Raw genomic sequence first — 22116 nt, forward strand, 5'->3', positions numbered from 1 at the left:
GACAGCTCCTCGGTGGCGGCCGCCACCGTCTGCACGTTCGACGAGGTCTGCTGGGCGGCCGACGACACGGTGACCAGCTGATCGGCGGCCTGATCGACCCCTGACGACATGGTCTGGGCGGTGGCCTCCATCTCGGTGGCCGCTGAGGACAGCCCCTGCGTCAGGGCCGAGACCGTGGCGTCGAAGCGGCGGGTGAGCTGGTCGAGCACCTCGGCCCGGCGCATGCGGGCATCCGCCTCGTGCGACGCGGTTGCATCCGCGTCCTGCTTTGCGATGAGCGCATCCTTGAACACCTGCAGCACCCGGGCGAGCGTGCCGATCTCGTTCCTGCGATGGGCATCCGTGACCTGAACGGCGAGGTTGCCGCCGGCCAGGTCCTGCATCTGCTCGGTGATGCGGGTCAGCGGGCGGGACACGCCGGCGACGACCGACCAGCCTCCCACCGCGAGCGCGACCACGCCGAGGGCAACGACCACCATGAACGCGATGGCGATGGTCCCGAACAGGCCGTCCGCCGCATCGGCGCGGGCCTTGGCCGATTCGAGCTGGACGTTCACCAGTTTCCCGATGGCGTCTGACACGGGATCGATGGCGGCATAGAGATCGGTCATCGTGAAGAACGTCAGGCTGACCTTGTCCTCCTCCTTGAGGAACCCGACGAGCTTCTCGACCGCGGCATCGGCTTTCCTCATCAGCGCCTCGGCGTCCTGGGCCGCCTTCTTCTCGGCCGGATCGTCGACCGCCGCCTTGTAGGCGGCCCAGTGCTTGGCGATGTCCGTCTTCGCGACCTCGACGCCCTTCAGGGCATCGGCCCATCCCATGTTGTCGTTGCGCACCTTGTGCGAGGTGTCCACGATGTTCACCGCGTAGAGATCGGCCACGACCTTCAGGTCCCGCAAGGGGACCACGCGGTCCGCATAGATCCTGCCGATGGAATCGTGCATCGACTGCGTTCCGAACCAGCCGCCGCCCACCGCGCAGACGATCAGCAGCGCCAGAACGCCGAAATTGAGAAATAGCTTGGTCCTGATGGACCCGGATCGTAGTGACAATGACACCGTTCTGCCCCGTGAGAATAATTTGCCCTCGCAGGACAATATTTCACGTATTGTGAAACATCCGGTTAACCGTGTTTGACGGTCACATGACGCAACTTCCGACACCGGGTCGACGCAGAACACGGTCGGCCACCCGACGAACCTGGACATTCCGCTTCGGCAGGAAGCCGGGACGACATCCCGGCGTCATGAACCTGTCGCCGAAGTGTTAACGGGGAGACATGCGGCTCCTGCATGAGCAGCCTCGCTCGAACAAGCCAACGAGGTTCCCACCATGTCCGCCCGTCTTCTCGCGGCCCTGCCGCTGACCGTGCTGCTCGGCACAAGCGCCCAGGCGCAGCAGCAATTTTCGGCCGTTCTCGCCGGCCATGCCATCCTGCCCGCCCTGAGCTTCGTCGACGCTCCGGCGGATGCCCCGGCCGATCTGAAGGTCTCGGGCAAGTTCACCACGGGCAAGCGCGTCGAGGCGCTCGGATCCATCGAGGGCACCTCGGGCGATCGTCCGACCGGGGTGAAGCTGCCCTTCCGCGGTCAACCGCTTCAGGGCCATTCCGGCATCAAGTCGAACGGCGACGGCACGTTCTGGGTCATCACGGATAACGGCTTCGGCTCCAAGGCCACGTCGCCGGATTCCATGCTCTATCTCAACCGCCACCGGATCGACTGGACCAAGGGCTCGGTCGAGCGTCTCGAGACCGTGTTCCTGCACGATCCCGACAGGAAGGTGCCGTTCCGCATCGCCAACGAGGCGACGGAGAAGCGCTATCTGACGGGCTCCGATTTCGATACCGAAAGCTTCCAGCCCATCGGCGACACGATCTGGATCGGCGACGAGTTCGGTCCCTATCTGATCAAGGCCGACCGCTCCGGCAAGGTCCAGGCCGTCTACGAGACGCTTGTCGAAGGCAAGCCGGCGCGCTCGCCCGACCATTACGCGGTGACGACCCCTGCAGCTCCCAACGCGACCGTCAGCTTCAACGTGCGCCGCTCCAAGGGCTACGAGGGCATGGCGGCCTCGAAGGACGGCCGGTTCCTCTACGCGCTTCTCGAAGGTCCCGTGTGGGATGCGGAGAGGAAGCAGTGGGAGACCATCGACGGGCGCGAATACCTGCGCATCCTCGAATTCGACGTGGCGGGCGAGAAGTGGACCGGCCGGCACTGGAAATACGTGCTCGACCAGAATGGTCTCGCGATCGGCGACTTCAACATGATCGACGGCACCACCGGCCTCGTCATCGAGCGGGACAACGGCGAAGGCACGGCCGACAAGGCCTGCCCGCAGGGCGAGAAGCGTCCCGACTGCTTCCAGGAGCCGGCGAAGTTCAAGCGCATCGTGAAGATCGAGCTGTCGGACGCCACCGTGAACGGTCCGGTCCGCAAGATCGGCGCCATCGATCTCATGCAGATCGCCGATCCGGACAAGAAGGCGAGAAAGCCCCTCAACGACACCATGCTCACCTTCCCGTTCTTCACCATCGAGAACGTGGACGTGGTCGACGAGCGGCACATCGTCGTGGGCAACGACAACAACCTGCCGTTCTCCTCGAGCCGCGAGCCCACCCGGCAGGACGACAACGAGTTCGTCCTGCTCGACGTGGCGGACCTGCTGAAGGCCCGGTGAGTGTCCTGGGTGATCACCAGCCCTCGATGCCGGTTCTGACCCTCTCCACGTCATCACCGGCCCTGTGCCGGTGATCTCGATTGTTCGAGGCGCGGTGCTCTTCCGATCGGGATGGCCGGGACATGCCCGGCCATGACGTCGGGCGTCGACCATCATGGGAGAGGCGCCAACAAAGTTGTGATCGGCCCGTCGGGCCGTCTCCCCGTCGGAATGCCCTAAATGGCTCCAGCATCGTGCCCGATCCAGGAGCCATCGATGCGTTGTCTTCTTAAAAGCTTTGTCGCCCTCGGCCTTCTGACCGCGCCGGCCCTGGCGGAGCCGGTCGATCTGGAACTGGTCTTCGCGGCCGACGGATCGGGCTCCATCGACGACGAGGAATTGCGCCTGCAGCGCCGGGGCTGGGCCGATGCGCTCACCAATCCCGACGTGCTCGCCGGCATCAAGGATGGCCCTCTCGGGGCCATCGCGGTCGCCTTCATGGAATGGGGCGGGCCGAGCTCCCAGGTTCTCATCGTCGACTGGCATGTGATCCGCGACGAGGCGAGCGCCAGAGCCTTTGCCGACAGGCTCGTGAGCGCGCCGCGCGGCGCCTACGGGTACAATTCCATCTCCAACGCCATCGACTTCTCCGTCCGCCTCGTGGAGACCAACGCCCACGAGGGCACCCGCAAGGTCATCGACGTGTCGGGCGACGGCCCGAACATGAACGGCCGGTCGCTCGAGCAGGCGAGGGCGGATGCGCTCGCCAAGGGCTTCACCATCAACGCGCTCGCGATCCGCCGCCCCGGCAGCGGCCGCCCGGGCGGTCCCGGCGGCATGGCGCTCGAGGACTATTACGGCCAGAGCGTCATTGGCGGCCCCGGCTCCTTCGTGGAGATCGCCGACGAGGCCCGCCCCTTCGCGGTGGCAGCGCGCCGCAAGCTTCTGACGGAGATCGCCGGAACGGGCGGAGCCTCCCGTCACGCCAGCCGGTGAGCCGGCGCTCGCCGCTTGAAGACATTCCTGACCGCGATGCTAAAGTGCCCGCCATGGCGAATCTCGAAGACTGGATCATCGAACAGGGCCTGCGCGGCGCGGATGTCGGCTCATTGCTCTCCGGCTTCACGGAACGGCTCGTGGCCGAAGGACTGCCACTGGTCCGGGTCTATCTCGCACTGCCCACCGTCAATCCGACGATCCGCGTCTACACCCATGTCTGGACCCGCTCGGCCGGCCTGATGGTGGAGGGCGTCTCCCACGAGCGAAACGCCCGCGCGTTCGACCGGAGCCCGTTCAACCATATGATGCAGACCGAGCAGACACGCTGCTACTGGCTGATCGACGATCCGGCGGCTCCTCAGTTCGACGTGTTCGACGACGTGCGGCGGCAGGGCGGGACCGATTATCTGGCGCGCCTCTTCAGCTTCGAGAACGAGAGCGCACCGGATCTGCGGGGGATCGGCCTATCGTTTTCCAGCGACCGCCCTGACGGATTCCGGCCGGAGGAGGTCGAACGGATCGATTCCCTTCTGCCGCTGCTGGGCCTCGCCGCCTACCGCATGACGCTCTTCGACCTGACGGTGGCGATGCTCGACACCTATGTGGGGCTCTCGGCCGGCCGGCGGGTGCTGAGCGGCGAGATCCGGCGCGGCTTCGGCACGACGATTACGGCCGCGCTCCTGTTCGCGGATCTGCGCGGCTTCACGAGCCTGGCGGACACGGCCGGCATGGACCTGATCGCGCGGCTCGACCAGCATCTCGAGGCCATGGCGGACCCGGTGGCGGAACAGGGTGGCGAGGTGCTCAAGTTCATGGGCGACGGCATCCTGGCGGCCTTTCCGATCACGGACGAGCGCTCCCGCGAGCAGGCCTGCGCGGCCGCGATCCGGGCCGCCCGGACGGCGCTCGAACGCAATGTGGCCGTGAACGCTCTCCATGCGGGCGAGCCGCCGCTGAGCCTCGACGTGGCGCTCCATTGCGGGGACGTGTTCTACGGCAATATCGGGGCCGCCGGTCGCCTCGACTTCACGGTGATCGGCCCTGCGGTCAACGAGGTCAGCCGCATGGAGGCCCTGTGCAACAGCCTCGACTGTTCCGTGGTCGTCTCGGAGAGCGTGGCCTCGGCGAGCCCGGTTGCGCTCCGGTCCCTCGGCCGTCACCGGCTGCGGGGCATCGCGGCGGAGCGGGAGCTGTTCACGCTCGATCCCGTCAGCGTCTGGACGGCATGAACCCGTCCGGGCGGCGTGTCGGAACGGATCCTCAGGTTTCCAGGATGTCCAGTCGTTCCAGAACAGCCTGCGTGATCCGCGCGCAGCGGGCCCCGGCGAAGGGAAAGGCGTCGCTGAGCGCGGTCGAGAGCGTCTCGTCGAGGCTTTGCCTGAGGAGGCGCCGGGCCCGGTGAAGCCGTGTCTTCACGGTTTCGGGACGCAGGCCGAGATGGGACGCGGTCGCCTCGACGCTCAGCTCCTCGATGTCCCGCAGAACGAAAACCACCCGGAACGGGTCCGGCAATCGGTCGATGGCCCGTTCGATCAGGCGGCGGATCTCGGCACGGGCGGCGGCGGCTTCAGGGTCGCCCTCCTGCCGGACGCCGGGCAGGAAGATGATGCGGGCCGCCCCCTGGTCGTCGATGGTGTCGATCTTGTTCAGCTCGACGGAGGGGCGCCGGGTGCGAAGCCGGCCCAGGGCCTCGTTGAGCGCGATCCGCGTGAGCCAGGTCGCAAGACGGGCCTCACCGCGGAAACTCTCGAGGTGGGTGAAGGCGCGAAGATAGGCCTCCTGAACCACGTCCTCGGCCTCGGCATCGTCGCCGAGGACGCTGCGCGCGATGCGATAGAGCCCACGGTTGTGCCGCTCCATGATCAGGCGCAGGGCACTTCCGTCCCGTTGCCGGGCCCGCTGGACGAGAGCCATGTCGTCCAGGCCTTCAACCGATGGTGCCGCGGCGATCCTCGATGGCATGGACGATCTCCTGTGTCTTGCCCCCGGTGTCTTGCCTCCGGTGTCTTGCCGTTAGATGGCCGGCCGCCTCAAAGGTTCCCGGGTCTTCTCCATCGCGGTCACGCCCTGCGGACGATGCCCCGCTGCACGATCTCGTCGACCGACGGGAAGGCCTGCAGGACGATATCCGGGAGCGTCCCGGCACCGTCCGCAGGAGTGCGGCCCGGACGCCCGACGATGATCCGCCCGACCATCCCGGCGTGCTCGTGCGGGATGCAGAAGAAATCGTACACCCCTTCCACCGTGAGCGTGACCGAAAAGGTCTCGTGCGGAAGCAGATAATCCGAGTTCCAGGGCGCCGCGCCCTCTGGGATGCGCAGCGGGTGCTCGTCGTTCTTCGGGTGGTAGGCCGTCGCCGTATGGGAGTTCCCGGGATCGAGATTGAGCCAGTGGATGGTCCGGCCCGGCTCGACGTGCAGGCCGACCGGGTCGAACCACACATGCGAGCCGTCCGCCCGGCCCTGCATCCGGATCTCGACCGGCTCATCCGCCCGGGCCAGGCGGGACCATGCCAGACCGGCGAGGAGACCCCCGCCGATCCGCAGGACATGCCGCCGCGACGGGCTCACTGTCCGGCCACCCGGGTCTCGTCGGCCTTGGGCACGTGCCACAGGACCAGATGGGCATGGGGCTTCTCGACCCCCGGATGGCCGGCGTTGAAATAGACGTCCACGTGGTCGACCTTGCCGCCGGGCGCCGCGAGATCGTCGAAGCGCTTGTCCTTGTTCGACAGGTCCTCGATGGGAAGCATGTAGACCGTGCTGACGAGACGTCCCTGACGGTCGTAGGCGAGGAACGGGCCCGCCGGAAGGGTCTTGGGGTCGACATAGAGCTGTCCAAGGCCCGGCAGGAAATCGGGCAGCTTCACGAGTTCGCTCACCTTCTTGTAGGCGCCGGTCGGGGGCGCCTTCTCGACCTGGTCGGCCGCCAGGGCCGGCACGGCAAGCGTCAGGATTCCAATCGCGGCAACGAAGCGGAAGATCATGATGTCATCCTCTCTCGGGCACCGGACCCAAAGGTGGATTTGCCCTTTGGGACCCATCCGGTGCTTCCTTCTGCATGAGCGCATCGTTCCTCGCGGAAATCCGGGTCCACGTCTCCGCACGATGCGCCGGCCGGGCAGGTCCCGGCACATCCGATTGGATGGATCCCCGACGGAAAGGTTCCCGCGCTATGCCGGTGTCAGCGCCGCGCCAGGCGAACGCCCATCACCTTGAGACCGGCGAGAAGCACGCCGCCGTAGATAAGGGCCCCGGCCGCGCCGAGGAGCGCCAGCAGGATCTCGTTGCGCCAGGCGGGCAGGAGGGCGGTCCACCGCGCGAGCGGCGCGGGCGCGAACCAGGCGAACACGCCGAGCAGCAGGCTCGCCGCCGCAATGGCAAGGCAGGTTCTGCCAAGGGTGCGGTTCGGCGCCGTCCAGCCGCGCCGATAGGCCAGGACGAACAGCAGTCCCAGATTGACCCAGACGCCGATGGCGGTGCCGAGCGCCAGGCCCACGACCCCATAGGTCCGCATGAGCAGGATCTTGACCACGACGTTGACGCCGACCGCCGTGAGGGAGGCGATCAGGGGCGTGGCGGTGTCGGAGCGGGCGTAGAAGCTCGAGACCGCCGAGCGGATCAGCACGGCCGCGGGAAGACCCAGCCCGTAGGCCGCCAGGACGGCGCCGGCGCGGTCGGCCGCCGCCGCATCGAAGGCGCCGCGCTGGAACAGGGCCGACATGATGAGCTCGGGCATGACCATGAAGGCCACCAGGAAGGGCGCCGCGAGCGCGAGCGTCAGGCCGACGGTCCGGTTCTGCGCCGCATAGGCTCCCGCCTCGTCGCCGGCCGCGATGCGCCGGCTCATCTCCGGCAGCAGCACGGTGCCGGCCGCAATGCCGATGACGCCGAGAGGCAACTGGTAGAGCCGGTCCGCGTAGTAGAGGGAGGACACCGAGCCCGTCGGCAGGAACGACGCGATGATCGTGTCGGCAAAGATCGCGAGCTGCACGCCCGCGGATCCGATCACGGCGGGACCGAGCGCCTTGAAGAACCTCTTCATCGGCGCGTCGATGCGGGGACGCTCCAGCCCCGGCGCGGCGCCGATCCGCCGGGCGTCCCACCAGACCATGGCGAGCTGCAGCGCGCCGGACACCGTCACGCCCCAGGCGACCGCATAGCCGGCGTTGGGAAACAGGAAGACGAGGGCCAGACCCGCGATCATCGCGACGTTCAGCAGGATCGGAGCCGCCGCCGCCGCCCAGAACCGGTCATGGGCGTTGAGGATGGCCGAATAGATCGTCACGACCGTAATGAAGAGCAGGTACGGAAAGGTGATCCGCGTGAGCGTCACCGCGAGCTCGAACTTGGCCGGCTCGTCGGAGAAACCCGGGGCGAGCAGCCTCACGACCCACGGCATGCCCATGAACGCCACGACGAGAAGCGCGATCTGCACGATCAGCATCAGGGTCGTGATGCGGCTGGCGAACGACCGGGCCGGCTGCTCTCCCCCGGTTTCGAGCACCTGCGCGTAGGCGGGAAGGAACGCGTTGTTGAAGGCGCCTTCGCCGAAGATGGCGCGGAAGTGGTTCGGGATGCGGAAGGCCACGAAGAAGGCGTCGGCCACGGGCCCGATGCCCATGACGGCCGCCAGCACCACGTCGCGGATGAAGCCCGTGAGGCGGGAAACCAGCGTCCAGCCGCCGACGGAGAGGATCTTGCGGAACATCGGTCAGGCCCGGCGCGCGCGGTAGTTTTCGGGCACGAGGCCGCTCGAGACCTGCGCGGCGCCGCCGATCCGCTCGGCCACCACGTAGAGCGGCCGCCGCTTCACCTCGGCGAAGATGCGCCCGACATATTCGCCCACGACACCGAGCGACATGAGCTGGATGCCGGAGAAGAACATGATCGACACGATCAGGCTCGGAAAGCCCGGGAGGTCCGTGCCGAACAGCAGCGTGCGGATCATGAAGAACACCGCGGTGGCGATCGACAGGATCGAGATCAGGAAGCCGATATAGGTCCAGATCCGCAGGGGCACCGTCGAGAAGGCCGCGATCCCGTCGAAGGCGAAGCGGAAAAGCGTCCGAAAGCTCCATTTCGAAGATCCGAACTGGCGCTCCTCCACCACGAAGGGCACGCCCGTCCCCTTGAAGCCGATCCAGGCATAGAGCCCCTTGGAGAAGCGGGCCTTCTCGCCCAGGGTCCGCAGCACCTCGACGCCCTTGCGGTCGATGAGCCGGAAGTCGCCGGCGCCCTCGGGCAGCGGGATCTCGCCGAAGCGGGCGAAGAGCTGGTAGAACAGATGGGCGAAGCCGCGCTTGACGCGGGTCTCGTCGGAGCGGTCCGTGCGCTGGCCGTAGACCATGAGGTAGCCCTCGCGCCAGCGTTCCACGAAGGTCTCGATCATCTCGGGCGGGTGCTGCAGGTCGGCGTCCATGATCACCACCGCGTCGCCCTGGGCGTGGTCGAGCCCCGCCGCGATGGCGATCTCCTTGCCGAAGTTGCGGCTGAAGGAGACGGCACCGATGCGGGGCTCGGCGCGGCTGACCGCCTTGATCCGATCCAGGGTATCGTCCCGGCTGCCGTCGTCGACGAAGATCACCTCCCAGACCGACGTGATCCGGTTCAGGATGGGGAGCAGGCGCTCGCACAGGGGCGCGATGTTCGCGCTCTCGTTGTGCACGGGGATGATGACGCTGAGCTGAGGCGACGCCACTGGAAAAACCTTCGATGACCGGGCTGCATCAAGAGCCGAGTTTGCGCTCTTGCTCAAGGCCCCCCGGGCATTTTTCGATACGGGCGGGCCGGCTGGATCGGTCTCCTATTGCCGCATGATCGTGCCGACCCCGAAAGTGGATCCATTTTCGGGACCGATGCTCTAGGGTGCGGCAACGCCGATTCTCAGGACGATCATGGGCTCCTCTCGTTCCGTCATCCTCTGCGCCGACGATTTCGGCCTCGCCGACGGGGTCAGCCGCGGCATCGTGGAACTGGCCGGGATGGGCCGCCTCTCGGCCACGGGCGCGATGACCAACATGCCCGGCTGGCGCCGGGCGGCCCCGGGCCTGAGGCCTCTGCGCGACCGGATCGCGGTCGGCCTGCACCTCAACCTCACGGCCGGATCGCCGCTGGGACCCATGCCGGGGCTTGCGCCCACGGGGACGTTCCCGTCCCTGAAGGACCTGCTGCCGAAAGCCTTGAAGCGACAGCTGCCCGCAGATGAGATCGCCGGGGAGATCGGCCGCCAGATCGACGCCTTCGAGGAGGTCTTCGGCGAGGCGCCCGCCTTCGTCGATGGCCACCAGCATGTCCATGTCCTGCCGGTGATCAGGCCGACCCTGATCCGGACCCTGACGGCGAGGGGCCATGCCGGACGCGTGTGGCTGCGCGATCCGGCCGACAAGGCGACGGCGATTCTGCGCCGCCCCATCGGGCGCGGCAAGGCGCTGACCGTCAAAGCCCTGGCGCGCGGCTTCGCCCGGAGCGCCCATGCGGCGGGATTCCGGACCAACAAGGGCTTCTCGGGCTTCGCCCCGCTCGATCTCTCGGTTCCGGCGCAACGCGTCTTCGAGGAGGCTTTCTCGCATCTCGGACGCCATCCGCTCGTCATGTGCCATCCGGGCTACGTGGATGACGAGCTGCGGGCCCTCGATCCGGCGCTGGAGAGCCGCGAGGCTGAGCTGGACTACCTGAAATCGGATGCTTTTTTCCAGCTGCTGGAACAGCGGGAATTGCAGCTTATAGGCTCAGTGGCCTGACAAACCCGCCCACCCCGTCATCACCGGCCTTGTGCCGGTGATCCCGATCCGAAAGGCGCTGAGCCCCGCCGTATCGGGATGGCCGGGACCAGCCCAGCCATGACGTCGAGGTTTGTTCACAACAGGCGGTCAAGCAAGAGGAATGGTCTCAACAAACGGGTCCTGAAATGGCTCGTTCCACGCCTCGAGCCGCCTGACCGGCTCAACGAACGAGCAGGGCGCTCGCGTAGAGGCCCAGGCCGAACACGACGTGGCCTGCGATGTTGAGAGCCCGGATCTGGTTCGCGTTGGGACGCTTCGAGGCCGCGACGCCGGCACCCATGCCGGGCTGAAGCAGGAACCAGCCCGCGCCGACCGTCACCAGGCCGACCACGAGGGCGGGCATGAGCGTCGGCCGCTGCGGCCAGTCGGAGGATGTGACGGCGAGCAGGACGGCGGCGAACAGGACCCCGACCGCATAATGGCCGATCCAGCCCAAGGCGCGCTCGTAGGCGAGGGGGCGGGCCGTCGCGATGTCGTCATGATAGACCGTGCCGCCTGCCAGGTGGCCGAACCAGCGGCCGACCAGGGCCCAGTTGGCGCCGGGCAGTCCGAAGGCGTGCTTCAGGAACAGCCCCCACAGGTCGAAAATCGCCGTTGCGCCAATGCCGATCAGCAGGGAGCGGTACAGGAACTCGGTCACGGTCATCTCTCCATGGGGTGACATGAAACGGGCCTCCGAAGAGGCCCGCTCGATGGTTCGCTCCCGCGATTACTTGGTCGCGTTCTCGAACATCTCCTCGACATGCTCCCAGTTCACGAGATTGTCGAGGAACGCCTTGAGATAATCGGGACGGCGGTTGCGGTAGTCGATGTAGTAGGAATGCTCCCACACGTCGCAGCCGAGGATCGGCTGGGCGCCGTGAACGAGCGGGTTCTCGCCGTTCGGGGTCTTCATGATGGCGATCTTGCCGTCCTTGACGGCGAGCCAGGCCCAGCCCGAGCCGAACTGGCCGACGCCGGCTTGGATGAAGTCCTCCTTCATCTTGTCGACCGAGCCCAGGTCCTCGACGATCTTCTTCTCGAGCTTGCCCGGGAGGGCGCCGCCGCCATTGGGCTTCATCCACAGCCAGAAATGGATGTGGTTGTAGTGCTGGCCGGCATTGTTGAAGAGGGCCTGGTTCTTGCCGTAGGAGCCTTTCACGACCTCCTCGACGCTCTTGCCTTCGAATTCCGTGCCCTTCAGCAGGTTGTTGCCGGTATTGACGTAAGCCGCATGATGCTTGTCGTGGTGAAACTCCAGGGTTTCCTTCGACATGTAGGGCTGCAGGGCATCATAGGCGTAAGGCAGTTCGGGCAGAGTGAACGACATCGGCGTCTCCTTTGGATTGAGCGACCCGGAACATCGAACCCGACAGTGGAGATCACTCCCGGGATTCGTTCGATGCCCCGCGTTGAACTGCGCATCGCCCGACGCGACCCGAAGGGCCGCGTCAGCGAAAAACCGGGGCCACATTTCCGCACGATGCGCCTGAGGCGTTAGTTAAAGCGCCATAGGCCCAAGAGCAACGGCCAAGCTCCGGACTTTTTTCTGCTCAAGCTTCCCAGCCGGTTGTCTTTTGCCTATAGAAGCATAGCTTTCGCTTGATTGTCCTGGCGCGTTGCGCGGACCCGTGGATCCCGTTTTCCACGCTCCGCCGCCCGCCAATCGATAGGAGGGAGCATCGGCCCCGCCTGACGAGTGGCCTCCACTGTCAGGTCAGATGCTCTCGGTTTGCGTATGATGGAGACGGCATGATCATCGCTCTTCTGGCCCTCGCTCTGGCGATGATCGTAGGTGGGCTTCTCACTGCGTTCTTCGGATGGGATATCGTTCTGGTCGAGCGCGGCTGGACGATGGTGATCGCCGGGAGCGTGATGGCGGCAAGCGGCGCGCTCCTGCTCGGGATCACGGCCGCCGTCTCGAAGCTGGCGAAGATCGAGGCCCGGCTGTCGCAGCTCCGCGGCGGCGTCGGCGAAGCGGCACTTCAGAGCGCGCCGAAGGGCTCGGGCGACCTTTCGCTGGCAACGCTCTCCGGCGGCCTCGTGGCCGGCGCGGCGACCGCCGAAGCCGATGAGGACAAGCGGCCCGACGAGGCCCAGCCCACCCTTCCACTTTTCGAGGAGGAGGGCGCCGGGGAGGAGGCCAAGGACGAGGTCAGGGTCGCGGCTTGGCCAGATGAGCCGCGGGCGACCGAGCCCGTCGTGCCGTTCCCGCCCCGGACGAGCCCGACGCCCGTGCCCATGCCCGACCGGGATGAGGACGAGCCCGACCTGAAGGTGCCCGACTTCCTCCTGGCGGACCGGGACCGCGACACGGACGAGGAACCGCGGGTCGTCGACGGCGCCGATCTGTATCAGCGCGACCTGAATCGGCGCGACCTGAATCAGCGCGACTTGGACGAGCGCGTCCTCGAACCGCGCGATCTCGACGAACCCGTGGAGCCGAAGGAGCCGGTCGCCGAACCCGTCGTCGCCGACGATGAGGCGGGGTCTGACCGGCAGCACGCCGAGGCGGCCGATGCCGCCCGGGAGGACGAGCCGGACGACGAGGCTGCCTCCGACGAGCCGCGTCCCCCCGTGGTCGTCGGAACCTATAATTCCGGCGACAACAAATACGTGATGTTCTCGGACGGCTCCATCGAGGCGCAGACCCCGAGCGGGGTGTTCCGCTTCAAGTCCCTCGACGAGCTGAAGGAGTTCATCGCCGCAGGCGGCGAGGGGAACTCGTCCTCCGCTACCTGAAGAGGGGAGACAGGGCGCGGAAATCGTCCGTGGCGGCCGCTTCCATCCATTCGAAGACCGCCATTTCGGTCGTCACCCAATGGCAGCCCGCGTGAAGCAGGCGCGCGCAGGCGGCCGCGACGCTGTGGGGCGAGCGGCTCGACACCGCATCCGCAACCACGAAGACATCCAGGCCCGTGCCTCGGAACTCCAGGGCGCTTTGCAGCACGCAGATATGGGCCTCGGTTCCGCAGACCACGAGCTGATTGCGGCCGCGGCCGCGCAGGTCTGCGACCCGCTCGGCGATCGGCGCGGTGCGGGCGGCGGAAAAGGTCGTCTTGGACAAGGTGGCCGCTTCAGGCGGCAGCGCCTCCTGGACCGGCGGCACGGTGGCGCCGAGGCCCTTGGGGTATTGCTCGGTCTCCGTAACGGGAACGTCGAGGCGCTTGGCCGCTTCCAGGAGGATGTTGACGTTGCGCAGGACGGTCTCGCCATCATGAATGGCCGGCATGAGCCGGGCCTGGAGATCGACGACGAGAAGGTGGGAGCGTTTCGCGTCGAGCAGCATGGGAGACCCTACATGTCGGGGTTGAATGTCGGATGGCTGGTCGGGATCGGCATCTGCATGGAGAAGCGCAGCCCTTCCTCGAGGAACTCCATGGAGACTTCGGCCTGAAGCTGCGCGGCCAGCACGCGCTGGAGCAGGCGCGTCCCGAAGCCCTGACGGGTGGGCTTGCCCACGCGCGGCCCGCCATGCTCCACCCATGTGAAGTGCAGCGTCGGGTGCTCCTCGTTATGGATTTCCCAACGCACGTCGACCTGCCCGCCGAAGGTCGACAGGGCGCCGTGCTTGGCGGCGTTCGTGGTCAGTTCGTGGATCGCCATGCCGATCGGCACCGCCGCCTCGGAGGGCAGTTCGAGATGCGGCCCCTCGATGGTGATGCGGTTGCGCGCCTCGTCCTCGTAGGGGCCGAGTTCCGTCTGGACGAGGTCTTCGAGGGCCGCCTTCTGCCACAGGTCCTCGGTCAGGAGATTGTGGGTGCGGGCGAGCGACACGATGCGGCCGACGAAACCCTGATAGAATTCGTCGATGCTCGAAGCCGTGCGCGCCGTGGAACCCACGATCGCCTGAACGGTCGCCAGCGTGTTCTTCACCCGGTGGTGGAGTTCGCGGATGAGAAGGTTCTGGCGGTTCTCCGCCTCCTTGTAGCGCGTGATGTCGATATTCACGCCGACCATGCGCAACGGAGCGCCTGTGTCGTCATAGAAGAAGAGCGCGATCGTATCGATGGTGCGGACCGTCCCGTCGGGACGCCGGATCCGATAGGCCAGGTTGATCTCGGGGTCATGGCGCGCGAGCGCCTCGCCGATGGCCTTGTTGGACGGCGCCAGGTCCTCCGGGAGAACCGCCTCCTCCCAGCTCGAGAAATCCTCCCCGAACGTGCCTTTCTCGAGGCCGAACAGGCGCTCCTGCTCCTCGGTCCACGTGACCTTGCCGGACGGGACGTCCCAGTCGAACACGCCGATTCCGGCAGCCCGCTGCGCCAGGGCCAGGCGTTCCTCGCTGACGCGCAGGGCCGCTTCGGTCAGCTTCAGGTCATGGATGTCGACGCTCGTGCCGACCCATCCCCTGAACTCTCCCGTGGCGGCGTTGTGCACGGGGGCGGCCCGGATGATGTGCCAGCGGAAATCGCCCTCCTTGGAGCGGTAGCGGACCTCCGTCGTATAGGGGGTCTCGTTCGCCATGACGGGCTTCAGCTCTTCGGTCATCCTCACCCAGTCGTCCGGGTGGATGGCCGCCGTCCAGCTGTGTCCCAGGGCGTCCTCGGGCGGCAGGCCCGAATAGGCGACCCACCGTTCGTTCGTGTAGGTGAGTTCGAGATTGGGCTTGACGATCCACACCAGCGCCGGGAGCGATTCCGCGATGAGCTTGAACCGCGCTTCGGTCTCGCGGAGCTTCGTCTCGGCCCGGACTTTCTCGATGGCCAGCCAGGTGCGTTCCGCCACGTCCTCCACGAGAGCGACCTCGTCGCTCGTCCAGTCGCGGGGCGTCGACGAATAGACGTAGAATTCGGCGATGAAGCGCCCGTTCTTGTGAATGGGCACGAGGAAGCCCGAACGCGCATTGATGGTGCTGTAGAAGGCCTGCAGGGCCGGTTCGCCGAGGCGGGGATCGCTTCTCACGTCGTTGATGACGGCCGGCTCCCCGTGCCGGAGAGCATCGATGATCGGGCCGGCATGCTGGTCGATCTTCTCGACCTTGCCCTCGTTGGTGATGAGCCCCCAGGACCACTCGCGTTCGACGATGATGACGCCGCGATCCTCGTAGACCTCGCCATAGCCTGCCGTGTCGACCTTCAGGAGCTTGCTCACGTTGCGCGACGCGATCTCCATGATCTCGTATTCGTCGTCGATGCTGCTGATCTGGTCGTTGAGCTTGAGGAGGAATTCCTGACGGCGCTGCGCCTGGTCCATTTCCTCCCGGAGCCTCTGCCGCTCCCGGATGTCCTGCAGAACGCCCACGAAGCGGACCGGCTTCGTGCCCTCGAAGACGATGCCGCCGCGCACATGGACGTGGCCGATGCTTCCATCCGCCTTCAGGATCCGGTGCTCGATGTTGAAATCCGTCCGGGTGCGGAGCGCGTAGGCGATCGCCTGATTGATGCGCTCGATGTCGGCCGGATGGAACATGGCCTGAAGGTCGGGATAGGTGAGCTTCGCCTCGGGCGGAAGCCCTAGATACAGCTTGAAGGCCGGTGTGCCGGTCACCTCGCCGGTTTCCAGGTCCCGCTCCCAGGCGCCGAGCCGGCCGATCTCAAGAGCCATCCTCAGCTTCATATTGCTCGACCGCAGCGCTTCCTCGGCCTGAGCCAGCCGGGTCTCAAGCTCCGCGACGCGTTGCCTGTCGCCCTCTCGCGGGGCAACGACGTCTTCAACGGTCAAACTGCCGCGCTCGGTCATCTGTCGGTACTTTCAAGGTCACTCTGCACGCTCTGCGGCCTGCCGCGCCGCTGTTCCCGCTGTGTTACGTTTTCACATAGCGCGTCGGATCAATTCTGGAACCCTTGAACGCATCGGATCGCGAACGCATAGGCGAGGGCGACTTCCTCGAGGCGGTCGAACCGGCCGGCCGCGCCCGCATGTCCCGCCTCCATGTTGAGCTTGAGCACGACCGGGCCCCCGCCGGTCATGGCGGACCTGAGCCGCGCGACCCATTTCGCAGGCTCCCAATAGGTGACCCGCGGGTCCGTAAGCCCGGCGAGAGCCAGGGTCGCCGGATAGGCCTGCGGCCTCACATTGTCGTAGGGCGAGTAGGACAGGATCGTCCGGAACGCGGCCTCGTCGGCGCCCGGGTTCCCCCATTCGGGCCATTCCGGCGGGGTGAGGGGCAGGTCGCTGTCGAGCATGGTGTTGAGAACGTCTACGAACGGCACCTCGGCGATGATCCCGGCGAACAGGTCCGGCGCCAAGTTGGCCACGGCCCCCATGAGCATGCCGCCCGCGCTGCCGCCATGGGCCACGATGCGCCCGCGGGACGTATAGCCGGCCTGGACGAGAGCCTCGCCGCAGGCGATGAAATCCGTGAACGTGTTCGGCTTCTTCTCGCGCTTGCCGTCCATGTACCAGCGCCAGCCCTTTTCCGTGCCGCCGCGGATATGCGCGATGGCATAGACGAAGCCGCGGTCGACCAGGGACAGGATCCCGGTGCGGAAACCTGCCGGCATGGACATGCCGTAGGAGCCGTATCCGTAGAGCAGGCACGGGGCGGAGCCGTCGAGCGCCACCCCGCGCCGGTGGACCAGCGAGACGGGAACCTGTTCGCCGTCGGGCGCCGTCGCGAACAGCCGTCGCGTCACGTAGTCGGCCGGGTTGTGCCCGCTCGGCACCTCCTGGCGCTTGCGCAGGACGCGCTCGCCGGTCCGCAGGTTGTAGTCGGTCACCTCGCTCGGCGTCGTCATCGACGAGTAATGGTAGCGGATGACGTCCGTGTCGAATTCGTAGCCGGCCGAGAAGCCCAGCGAATACGCCTCCTCGGCGAACGCGACGGAGTCCTCCCGGCCGGTGGCGAAGTCCCGCAGCACGATGCGCGGATTGGCGTTCTCCCGCTCCAGCCGCACCAGATAGCGGGCGAGCGCGACGACGGACAGGATCATCGTGCCGGGCCGGTATGGCACGAGATCGGTCCAGAAGGCACGTCCCGGCGTCGCGACCGGGGCCGTGACGATCTTGAAATCCTCTGACCCGTCCGCATTGGTGAGGATGATCAGGCGGTCGCCGTGATGCTCGACGTCGTACTTCAACTGCGGCGTGCGCGGCTCGACGAGCCGGGGCGAGGCCGAGGCATCAGCCCGGTCGAGCAGCCAGACCTCCGAGGTCTCATGGTCGCTCGCCTCGATCAGCACGAAGGCGTTCGACTGGGTGACGCCGAGCTTCACGAAGAAGCCCGGGTCCTTCTCCTCGTAGACCACCTGATCCTGCTCGGACCCAGTACCGAGACGATGGCGCTTGACCCGCACGGGGCGGTGGTTCTCGTCGAGTTCGACGTAGTAGAAGCCGGACGAATCGTTGAGCCAAACGGCGCCCCCGGAGGTCTGGAGCACCGCGTCCGGGAGGTCCACGCCGCTCGCGAGGTCGCGCACGCGGATCGTGAAATACTCCGAGCCCTTGAGATCCGCCCCCCAGGCCATCAGCCGGTGGTCAGGCGAGTGATCCGCCCCGCCCAGGTCGAAGAAGGGATGGCCTTCCGCCTCCCTGTCGCCGTCGAGCATGATCGTCTCGGGGCCGCCCTCGCGGGGCTGCCGGCAGACGAGGGGGTGCTGTCCGCCCTCCCGGAAGCGGGTGAAATAGGCGAAGGGCCCGTCCGGCTCGGGAACGGTTGAATCATCCTCCTTGATGCGCCCGCGCATCTCGGCCACGAGCCGGGCCTGGAATTCCTCCGTTCCGGCAAAAACCTCCGCCGCGTAGGCGTTTTCCTGTTCCAGGACGGCTCGGATGGAAGCATCCAGGGTAGCGGGGTCCTTGAGCACGTCCCGCCAGTTGTCCGCCTTCAGCCACGCGTAATCGTCATGGACCCGGATTCCGTGCAGGTCGACGACGTGCGGCCGCGCCGGGACCGACGGCGCCGCAGGCAAGGGACGAGTGGCAAGGCGTTCGATGTTCATGAAAGTGTCCGGGCAAATCATCAAGAGGCGGGATTATGCACAGATAACGATAATTTCCCATGCTGGGTCCCGTTTGCGCCCGTGGGCGTAAGCTCCGTGCAAAGACAAGCGCCTTTCTAGTTACTTCTTCAGATCGGAACGATGAAAATTCTGTGACGAAAGCCTTAAACTGCCGCCAAAGGCATTAACTGTTCAGCGTAGGTTTATTGCATAGTGAAAGTTGATACGAAGTTTTCCAAAGTTTTCCTTTTGCACATCTTGCAATGGGGCTGGATTTGACATACTTGGACGAGCGAGCACGATTTCTGTGCAAGTACGGTGCGGCTCAAGGAAGAAGCAAGCATAGCTTCAGACAAGAATGCTCAATTGTAGGCTGAAATGCTTTTTTGAGTCATTCCAAAGAGCCGGAAAGGAAGAAAATCAAAATGAGCGACAACATCGCTGCTTCGAACTACATTGAGTTGGCTGCAGATATCGTTTCGGCCTATGTGAGCAATAACTCTGTTCCTTCGGGCGATCTGCCGACGCTGATCAACGACGTTCATTCGGCTCTTCTGCGTGTCGGGGGCGGCACCGTGGAAGCGCCCGTCGAGGCTCCGAAGCCGGCCATCCCGGTGAAGAAGTCCGTGACGCCGGATTACATCGTCTGCCTTGAGGACGGTAAGAAGTTCAAGTCGCTGAAGCGCCATCTGCGCACGCAGTACAACATGACGCCCGAGCAGTACCGCGAGAAGTGGGCCCTGCCTGTCGATTACCCGATGGTGGCTCCCAACTACGCGAAGGCCCGCTCGGAACTCGCCAAGGAGATGGGCCTCGGCCAGCAGCGCCGGAAGCGCCGCTCCTCGCGCAGCAGCAGCTAAGCCGGACCGCGTCCGCGCTGACATTAGCCGCCCCGAGGGGCGGCTTTTTGCTTTTTGAAGCCGGCCGGATCCGTCGCGCGCGCCCTTTCGGGCGCGAATCGGCTGCGGTAGGCCGCCGGGCTCGTGCCGAGCCGCGTCCTGAAGTGGTGGCGCAGGGTCGCGGCGGATCCGAACCCCGTCGCGCCCGCGATGTCCTCGATGGACCAGCCCGTGGATTCGAGCAGTTCCCGGGCGCGGGCCAGGCGCTCCGCCAGCAGCCATTCCCCCGGCGGCAGGCCGGTCGCTGCCTTGAAGCGCCGAAGGAAGGTGCGCACGCTCATCCCGGCCTCGGCCGCGAGCCGCGCGACCGGCTGCTCCTCGCCGAGCCGCGCCCGCATGCGGTCGAACAGGGGGGCGAACCGCAGACCCTCGCGGGCCGGCGGCACGGGACGCTCGATGAACTGCGCCTGTCCGCCTTCGCGATGGGGCGGCACCACGAGGCGCCGGGCGAGCCGGTTGGCGATCTCGGGCCCGAAATCGGTTCGCACCACATGCAGGCACAGATCGATTCCCGCCGCACTGCCCGCCGAGGTCAGCACCCGGCCTTCGTCCACGTAGAGAACATCCGGCTCGACGATGACGTCCGGGTAGAGCCGCGAGAGGTTCTCGACGTGGTGCCAGTGGGTCGTCGCGCGCCGGCCCGACAGCAGCCCCGTCGCAGCAAGAGCGAAGACACCGGAGCAGATGGACATGAGGCGTGCGCCTCTTTCGTGAGCCAGCCTCAGGGCGTCCACGAGTGCCGGTGGAACGGGCTCCGCATGGGCGCCCCGCCAGCCGGGAATCACGATGGTGTCGGCCTCCTCGAGCAATTCGAGCCCGCCATCCGCCGTGATCTGAAAGCCCCCGACAGCCCGCAGCGGTCCGGGCTCGATGGCGCAGACCGCGAAGCGATACCAGTCCGGGCCCATTTCCGGTCTCGGCAGGCCGAAGATCTCGACGGCAATGCCGAATTCGAATGTGCTCAGCCGGTCATAGGCGAGGGCGACGACGAAGCGGTTTGGCATGATGTTTACGTCTGTTGGCAGTGGCGCCACTTCTCACCATGACGGTTTCGCGGAACTCTGGCGATGGCTTTTCCACAGGAGGTTGCCATGCCAACGAGCCCCGTCGCGGCCATTCCGGCCGCCGCTCCGCCACGGGCGGCGGAGCATTTCGCCAGTCGTCTCGCGTTCGAAACGGATTGTTCCGACGTGCACGAATCCCTGTCGGCCGGAAGTGAGGACTTCGTGCTCCTCGACGTGCGCGGGCCCGGCGCCTACGCGCGCGGCCACGTGCCGGGGGCGCTCCATTGTCCTCATCGCGAGATGTCGGCGGAGCGCATGGCCGCTTGGCCCGAAACCACGCTCTTCGTGGTCTATTGCGCCGGTCCGCACTGCAACGGCGCCGACCGGGCGGCTCTGAAGCTGTCCCGGCTCGGGCGCCCCGTCAAACTGATGCTCGGCGGGATGACCGGTTGGGCCGACGAAGGATTTGCCTTCGCTCAGGGGACGGAGCCCGGGTCTCTGGCGATGAGTCCCGCAGCCTGACGCAGGCAGGGTCCTCGGCCGTCCAGGCCGAGGACCCTTTTGCGGCGTTCGTGCGGTTGGCGGACCGGCCGTCCGAGTTATCCTCAGTCTTATCAACAGGTTTGAATCTTCGTTGACAACTAGGAATATGCCCCCACTATCAGGGCTGGAGGGAGAGAGCCCCTCCTTAATTTGTTTATAGGAACAAAACATGAACATTGACGATCGCAATGAAGTTCATGAAACGATTGCAGAGCAAGGGATTCCTGCCTCCAACAGCACCCGTTCCGGGAGGCGCTCACGCAAGCAGGCCCGCCGGGACAGGACGGTCGGTGGACAACCTACAGGCGAAATTCTGTCCAGGGAGGCTTGGCGGCTTCTGACGGCGCTCGCCCAGCCGGAGACCTGGGCCATGGTCGACCCGACGGATTCGGCGAAGGTTCTTGTCCACAGGAGGCGCTCGGGGATCTCCGTGGGGGCAGGGAGCTTCGCCGCCACGACCGCCGAGGCTCTCGTGCGTCACGATCTCGCCCGCTGGGAGCCGTCGGCGTCCGGACGCAGGGCCCTGGCGCGGACCGCAGCCGGTGAGGCCTACCTGCGCCGCGTGAGCGCGCCGGATGCCGAAATGGGCTTCCTTCACCAGCATCACGAAACGGAACTCGCCACCGTCGCGACCGACGCGGGACCGGCGCGGGTGAGGGTCGATTCCGAGGAAAGTCCGCTCGACTGGCTGCGCCGCCGCAAGGGCCGCAACGGCGAGCCGCTGATCGACGAGGCGTCCTATCAGGCGGGCGAGCGCCTGCGGACCGACATCATGCTGGCGGGGCTTCTGCCGGGCGTGACGGCACGCTTCGACGGCATGCCGAAGAGCGCCGGCCCGGTCTCGCCGGGCGAGGCCACGGACCGGATGGTCGCGGCGCGCCAGCGGCTGCGGAACGCCTTCGATGCGCTCGGGGGCGACTTCAGCGACCTGCTGCTCGACCTGTGCGGCTTCCTGAAAGGCCTGGAGCAGATCGAGCGCGAGCGCCAGTGGCCGGCGCGCTCCGCCAAGGTCGTCGTGCGCTTCGCCCTCGCGCGGCTCGCGGAGCATTACGGGATCGAGGCCTCCGCCCGTGGTCCCGCCGCGTCGCGGGGCATCCGGGCCTGGCAGGCGGTGGTGATCGACGGCGGACGGCTCTAAGGGAGTCCGGTCAGGCTCCCGTCACGGCCCCAGCCCCGTCCCGTATCTGTCCCACCAGGGCCACCCTCCGCCCGTGCTGACGCCCACGGCATGTCATGCCACCCATCACGTCATGGCCGGGCTTGTCCCGGCCATCCCGATCATGTGAAGCGCTGTGCCTTACGGATCGGGATCACCGGCCCAAGGCCGGTGATGACGTGCGGGTGAGGATGAGAGGGTGAGCTCGAGC

General features: G+C 66.5%; 20 protein-coding genes. 8 read left to right on the forward strand and 12 right to left on the reverse strand.

Going from position 1 to position 22116, the window contains the following annotated elements; translation table 11 throughout:
- A partial coding sequence (locus tag KBI52_RS08185) for a methyl-accepting chemotaxis protein (RefSeq protein WP_210806651.1) occupies nucleotides 1-1052 on the reverse strand: 1052 nt, incomplete at its 3' end.
- A gap of 280 nt (nucleotides 1053-1332) precedes the next feature.
- On the opposite strand from KBI52_RS08185, the gene KBI52_RS08190 reads away from it, so the two are divergent.
- From KBI52_RS08190 to KBI52_RS08200, 3 genes are all read left to right on the forward strand, one after another.
- Entirely contained in the window at nucleotides 1333-2679 is a 1347-nt protein-coding gene (locus tag KBI52_RS08190; RefSeq protein ID WP_210806653.1) for an esterase-like activity of phytase family protein, read from the forward strand.
- 255 nt (nucleotides 2680-2934) lie between these two features.
- The gene (locus KBI52_RS08195; protein ID WP_210806655.1) at nucleotides 2935-3654 is read left to right on the forward strand and encodes a DUF1194 domain-containing protein; all 720 of its coding nucleotides are present in this window, start codon (nucleotides 2935-2937) and stop codon (nucleotides 3652-3654) included.
- Nucleotides 3655-3707: 53 nt separating this feature from the next.
- On the forward strand, nucleotides 3708-4886 hold the full coding sequence (locus KBI52_RS08200; RefSeq protein WP_210806657.1) for an adenylate/guanylate cyclase domain-containing protein: 1179 nt from the start codon (nucleotides 3708-3710) through the stop codon (nucleotides 4884-4886).
- Nucleotides 4887-4917: 31 nt separating this feature from the next.
- On the opposite strand, the gene KBI52_RS08205 is transcribed toward KBI52_RS08200, so the two are convergent.
- The 5 genes from KBI52_RS08205 to KBI52_RS08225 all read right to left on the reverse strand — a co-directional run bounded on the left by KBI52_RS08205 (nucleotide 4918) and on the right by KBI52_RS08225 (nucleotide 9357).
- The gene (locus KBI52_RS08205; RefSeq protein WP_210806659.1) at nucleotides 4918-5619 is read right to left on the reverse strand and encodes an RNA polymerase sigma factor; all 702 of its coding nucleotides are present in this window, start codon (nucleotides 5617-5619) and stop codon (nucleotides 4918-4920) included.
- A gap of 98 nt (nucleotides 5620-5717) precedes the next feature.
- Complete coding sequence (locus KBI52_RS08210) at nucleotides 5718-6227, reverse strand: plastocyanin/azurin family copper-binding protein (RefSeq protein WP_210806660.1); 510 nt, start codon at nucleotides 6225-6227, stop codon at nucleotides 5718-5720.
- Complete coding sequence (locus KBI52_RS08215; RefSeq protein WP_210806662.1) at nucleotides 6224-6643, reverse strand: DUF5602 domain-containing protein; 420 nt, start codon at nucleotides 6641-6643, stop codon at nucleotides 6224-6226. Before KBI52_RS08215 ends, KBI52_RS08210 begins: the two co-directional genes overlap by 4 nt.
- A 197-nt stretch (nucleotides 6644-6840) precedes the next feature.
- A complete protein-coding gene (gene murJ, locus KBI52_RS08220) occupies nucleotides 6841-8367 on the reverse strand; it encodes a murein biosynthesis integral membrane protein MurJ (protein WP_210806664.1) in 1527 nt (508 codons plus the stop codon).
- A gap of 3 nt (nucleotides 8368-8370) precedes the next feature.
- Entirely contained in the window at nucleotides 8371-9357 is a 987-nt protein-coding gene (locus KBI52_RS08225; protein ID WP_210806666.1) for a glycosyltransferase family 2 protein, read from the reverse strand.
- A 196-nt stretch (nucleotides 9358-9553) separates the two neighbouring features.
- Between KBI52_RS08225 and KBI52_RS08230 the strand changes: the two genes are divergently transcribed.
- Nucleotides 9554-10399, forward strand: a complete 846-nt coding sequence (locus KBI52_RS08230; RefSeq protein ID WP_210806668.1) for a ChbG/HpnK family deacetylase — start codon at nucleotides 9554-9556, stop codon at nucleotides 10397-10399.
- Between the two features lie 202 nt (nucleotides 10400-10601).
- Here the strand turns inward: KBI52_RS08230 and KBI52_RS08235 are convergent, their stop codons facing one another.
- The gene (locus KBI52_RS08235; protein WP_210806680.1) at nucleotides 10602-11081 is read right to left on the reverse strand and encodes a DUF2938 domain-containing protein; all 480 of its coding nucleotides are present in this window, start codon (nucleotides 11079-11081) and stop codon (nucleotides 10602-10604) included.
- Between the two features lie 69 nt (nucleotides 11082-11150).
- Nucleotides 11151-11750, reverse strand: a complete 600-nt coding sequence (locus KBI52_RS08240) for a superoxide dismutase (RefSeq protein ID WP_210806670.1) — start codon at nucleotides 11748-11750, stop codon at nucleotides 11151-11153.
- Between the two features lie 422 nt (nucleotides 11751-12172).
- Between KBI52_RS08240 and KBI52_RS08245 the strand changes: the two genes are divergently transcribed.
- Nucleotides 12173-13162, forward strand: a complete 990-nt coding sequence (locus KBI52_RS08245) for a hypothetical protein (protein WP_210806672.1) — start codon at nucleotides 12173-12175, stop codon at nucleotides 13160-13162.
- On the opposite strand, the gene KBI52_RS08250 is transcribed toward KBI52_RS08245, so the two are convergent.
- The 3 genes from KBI52_RS08250 to KBI52_RS08260 form a co-directional block, all read right to left on the reverse strand.
- Entirely contained in the window at nucleotides 13155-13709 is a 555-nt protein-coding gene (locus tag KBI52_RS08250; RefSeq protein WP_210806674.1) for a hydrolase, read from the reverse strand. The two genes, KBI52_RS08245 and KBI52_RS08250, sit on opposite strands and share 8 nt — an antisense overlap.
- 8 nt (nucleotides 13710-13717) lie before the next feature.
- Nucleotides 13718-16084, reverse strand: coding sequence for a PAS domain-containing protein (locus KBI52_RS08255; RefSeq protein WP_173945549.1), 2367 nt, complete (start codon nucleotides 16082-16084; stop codon nucleotides 13718-13720).
- A gap of 107 nt (nucleotides 16085-16191) precedes the next feature.
- The gene (locus tag KBI52_RS08260) at nucleotides 16192-18303 is read right to left on the reverse strand and encodes a S9 family peptidase (protein WP_210806675.1); all 2112 of its coding nucleotides are present in this window, start codon (nucleotides 18301-18303) and stop codon (nucleotides 16192-16194) included.
- A gap of 425 nt (nucleotides 18304-18728) precedes the next feature.
- Here KBI52_RS08260 and KBI52_RS08265 point away from each other — a divergent pair, with 425 nt between their 5' ends.
- Complete coding sequence (locus KBI52_RS08265; RefSeq protein WP_036352441.1) at nucleotides 18729-19163, forward strand: MucR family transcriptional regulator; 435 nt, start codon at nucleotides 18729-18731, stop codon at nucleotides 19161-19163.
- Nucleotides 19164-19186: 23 nt separating this feature from the next.
- Here KBI52_RS08265 and ftrA read toward each other — a convergent pair whose 3' ends face one another.
- Complete coding sequence (gene ftrA, locus KBI52_RS08270) at nucleotides 19187-20227, reverse strand: transcriptional regulator FtrA (protein ID WP_371823140.1); 1041 nt, start codon at nucleotides 20225-20227, stop codon at nucleotides 19187-19189.
- Between the two features lie 66 nt (nucleotides 20228-20293).
- Here ftrA and KBI52_RS08275 point away from each other — a divergent pair, with 66 nt between their 5' ends.
- The gene (locus KBI52_RS08275) at nucleotides 20294-20728 is read left to right on the forward strand and encodes a rhodanese-like domain-containing protein (protein WP_210806678.1); all 435 of its coding nucleotides are present in this window, start codon (nucleotides 20294-20296) and stop codon (nucleotides 20726-20728) included.
- Between the two features lie 190 nt (nucleotides 20729-20918).
- Complete coding sequence (locus KBI52_RS08280) at nucleotides 20919-21887, forward strand: DUF6456 domain-containing protein (protein WP_247654271.1); 969 nt, start codon at nucleotides 20919-20921, stop codon at nucleotides 21885-21887.
- Nucleotides 21888-22116 lie beyond the last annotated feature (229 nt).

The organism is Microvirga sp. HBU67558 (genome assembly GCF_018069605.1).
Lineage (GTDB): Bacteria > Pseudomonadota > Alphaproteobacteria > Rhizobiales > Beijerinckiaceae > Microvirga > Microvirga terrae.